This is a genomic window from Zoogloea oleivorans (genome assembly GCF_008107625.1).
In the GTDB taxonomy this organism is placed as follows: Bacteria; Pseudomonadota; Gammaproteobacteria; order Burkholderiales; family Rhodocyclaceae; genus Zoogloea; species Zoogloea oleivorans.
The window spans coordinates 41,668-44,777 of sequence record NZ_SDKK01000033.1; the positions used below are offsets into that span (position 1 = coordinate 41,668).

At 65.4% G+C, this 3,110-nt stretch carries 4 protein-coding genes; 2 read left to right on the forward strand and 2 right to left on the reverse strand.

The annotated features are described in order from the left end of the window. A partial coding sequence (locus ETQ85_RS26405) for a hypothetical protein (protein ID WP_187394833.1) occupies positions 1–347 on the reverse strand: 347 nt, incomplete at its 3' end. 175 nt (positions 348–522) lie between these two features. On the opposite strand from ETQ85_RS26405, the gene ETQ85_RS23025 reads away from it, so the two are divergent. Continuing rightward, positions 523–915: a VOC family protein gene (locus tag ETQ85_RS23025; RefSeq protein ID WP_148581391.1), complete on the forward strand. Its 393-nt coding sequence runs from the start codon at positions 523–525 to the stop codon at positions 913–915. 76 nt (positions 916–991) lie between these two features. After that, positions 992–2,065, forward strand: a complete 1,074-nt coding sequence (locus tag ETQ85_RS23030; protein ID WP_148581392.1) for a carboxysome shell carbonic anhydrase domain-containg protein — start codon at positions 992–994, stop codon at positions 2,063–2,065. On the opposite strand, the gene ETQ85_RS23035 is transcribed toward ETQ85_RS23030, so the two are convergent. Next, positions 2,062–3,110 (reverse strand): phosphoenolpyruvate carboxylase (locus tag ETQ85_RS23035; protein ID WP_148581393.1); only part of this gene is annotated, 1,049 nt, incomplete at its 5' end. The two genes, ETQ85_RS23030 and ETQ85_RS23035, sit on opposite strands and share 4 nt — an antisense overlap.

Below are 3,110 nucleotides of genomic sequence, written 5' to 3' on the forward strand. Positions count from 1 at the left end.
CCGCCGCCGCTGCGCCGTGGCGCTCCACCACCCCGCGGGCGGCGCTGAGTGATCAAAGGGCCCGGCATGTTCGGGCCCTTTTTTCGTCCGGCGGGCTTCGCCGCATTCCTGACGCGGCCCCGGCGATTGTGGGCTTGGCGACAGGCGCAGCGGCCGAGCGTTGTCTGGCGGATGTCCTGAAACCTGCGGCCCCATTTGAGCCCGCCGGGGAACCGGTTCTGCTTGAAGAAGAACTGGCTCTGCTCGCAGAAGAACCGGTTCAGCTTGTAGAAGAACAGGTTCAGCTTGAAGATGAACCGGTTCTCCTCCGGGGGCAACCGGGCTTGCCGGGCATTGAACTGATTCATCTCGAAGGGCCGTCAGTTTTCCTCAGCCTTGAGTCAGTTTTCCCCGGAGCGATACCGGTTTCGCTTTCAGGGAAACCAATGCGTCAAAAAGATGAACCGGTTTAGCTTGAAGATAAACCGGGCCCGGTGGCAGCATGTCTTCCCGCCCTCTCTTGCAGGGCCCGGAGACACCATCATGAAATTCGGCTACACCATCCTCTACGTCCCCGACGTGGCCGCCTCGCTGACCTTCTTCGAGAAGGCCTTTGGCTTCGCCTGCCGCTTCCTCCATGAATCCGGCGCCTACGGCGAGCTGGAAACCGGCGCCACCGCGCTGGCCTTTGCATCCCTTGAAATGGGCGAGATGCATTTCCCCGATGGTTTCGTCGCGGCCAGTACCTCCGTCAAGCCCCTCGGCGTTGAAGTGGCCTTCGTGACGGACGACGTGGCCGCCGCCCACACCCGGGCCGTAGCGGCCGGCGCCACCGAAATCCTCCCGCCCGAGCCCAAGCCGTGGGGCCAGGTGGTGTCTTACGTGCGCTGCCCGGACGGCACGCTGGTGGAGTTGTGTTCGCCGATGGGCGGCTGAAGCGTCCTGGCGTCCATTGACGCCGGCCCGCGTCTCATGCAGCTTTCTCCGTACAACAATAAACGGGGGAGACACCATGACGATCCATCAGCAGCCCATTGCTGCACGTATCGACTGGCTTTACGAAGTTGCCGGCAGGTATTCGGCCGCCTATTGCGACCCCGAGGCCAGCATGGCCCGGGAGCGGCACCGGGCACGGCATCCGACGGCGCTGGCGGTGATGAAGTGCATGGACGGGCGGATCAACATTCCGATTGCCACCAACACGCCGCCGGGCATCATCCAGCCCTTCCGCAATCTGGGTGGTTTCTTTGACCTGGGCTGGCCGCATCTGGGCGAGGTGATCGACCATTACGTGCACGACCGTGTGTGTGGCGGTCAGCGCGTGCTGATGCTGATCACCTATCACTTTTCCCGTGGTGACGCGCACCGCAGCTGCGCCGGCTTCGCTTACCACACGGAAGATGCGGTGGCCCATGTCTTCGGGGTGAAGACCCAGGTGGAGCATGTTTTCGGACGTCAGCACGGCACCGTGTATCCGCTGGTGTGCGGCTTCGAGACGGACGAGGACGCCCTGATTCTGCACGGGCCGGACGGCCGCACGCTGGATGTGTCGACCCTGCCGGCCACGGAAGACGAGGCCGGCCTGCGGGCCCGCCTGCAACCCCTGTTTCCCGACATGCCGCGGCAGATGCTGGCCGACCTGGCCCGGCTGGTGGCGGGCAATATTGCCCACGTGGCCGAAGTGCGCCAGACCGACCGCCAGCTCGACATCGAGCACCGGGAGTGGATGATCTGCGTCGGCCGCGGCTTCGACTTCCTGCATGCCCCCAACCTGGCGCTGATCATCGGCCCCTACAGCCCCGATCTGGCCGACCCCATCCGCAAGGCGGGGGCGATCATTGCGTCCAACATGCACAGCGGACGCATTCCGGATGACGGTTTCCTGTTGCTGGCCTCGTCGCCCTACCAGGACATCGGTTCGGATCGGGCCCGCGCCGAGTTGAAGGCACGTTTCATGGCGCACTTTGCCGCCGAGGTGATTCGCCGCGACCTGCCCGATCTGGCCCCCCGGATGACCGTGCATGCGGCCGTGCTCAACTGGGCCACCCGGGGGCTGGAAGGGCTGGGCAGCCCTTCTTCGCTTTAACCGCTGTTGCGCAGCCCCGCTGCAATGCCGTTGATCGACAGGTGGATGCCGCGCCGTACGCGTTCGTCCTGGTGGCCTTCGCGGTAGCGGTGCAGGAGTTCGACCTGCACGTGGTTGAGCGGGTCGAGATACGGGAAGCGGTTGCGGATCGAGCGCTTGAGCAGCGGGTTGGCGTCGAGCAGCTCGGCCTGGCCGGTGATGTTCAGCAGGGTGGCGATGGTGCTGGCGTGTTCCTGCTCGATGCGCGGGAAGATCGCCTGGCGCAGGGCGCTGTCCTTGACCAGATCGGCGTAGCGGCTGGCGATGGCGATGTCGCTCTTGGCCAGCACCATGTCCATGTTGGAGAGCAGCGTGGCAAAGAACGACCATTCCTTGTGCATGGCCTGCAGGCGCGCCATGCCGGCCTCGCCGTGCCTGGCCACGTAGGCCTGCACCGCCGAGCCGAAGCCGTACCAGCCGGGCAGCATGATGCGGCACTGGGCCCAGCTGAAGACCCACGGAATGGCGCGCAGGTCTTCAATGGCGGTCGACTTTTTGCGTGAGGCGGGGCGGCTGCCGATGTTGAGCGCGGCAATTTCCGAGATCACGGTGGATTCCCAGAAATATTGCTCGAAGCCCTCGGTTTCATAGACCAGGTTGCGGTAGGCCTTGAAGGCGGCTTCCGACAGTTCGTCCATCGCTTCCAGGTATTCCGGGCGCGGGGCCGGGTCGCGCGGGGCGAACAGCGTGGCTTCCATGGTGGCGGCGGCGAGCACTTCGAGGTTGCGGCGGCCGACTTCCGGGTTGGCGTACTTGGAGGCGATGACTTCGCCCTGCTCGGTGAGGCGGATCTGCCCCTGCACGGCGCCGCCCGGCTGGGCCAGGATGGCCTGGTAGCTGGGGCCGCCGCCGCGGCCGACGGAGCCGCCGCGGCCGTGGAAGAGGCGCAGACGCACGCCGTGGCGGGCGAAGGTGTCGATAAGGCCGATTTCGGCCTTGTAGAGCTCCCAGCCGGAGGGCATGAAACCGCCGTCCTTGTTGCTGTCGGAATAGCCGAGCATGACCT

What these genes read in the sequence shown, in the direction of transcription:
- ETQ85_RS23025 (WP_148581391.1), top strand. Translation starts at nt 523, where the DNA reads ATGAAATTCGGCTACACCATCCTCTACGTCCCCGACGTGGCCGCCTCG.
- ETQ85_RS23030 (WP_148581392.1), top strand. Translation starts at nt 992, where the DNA reads ATGACGATCCATCAGCAGCCCATTGCTGCACGTATCGACTGGCTTTAC.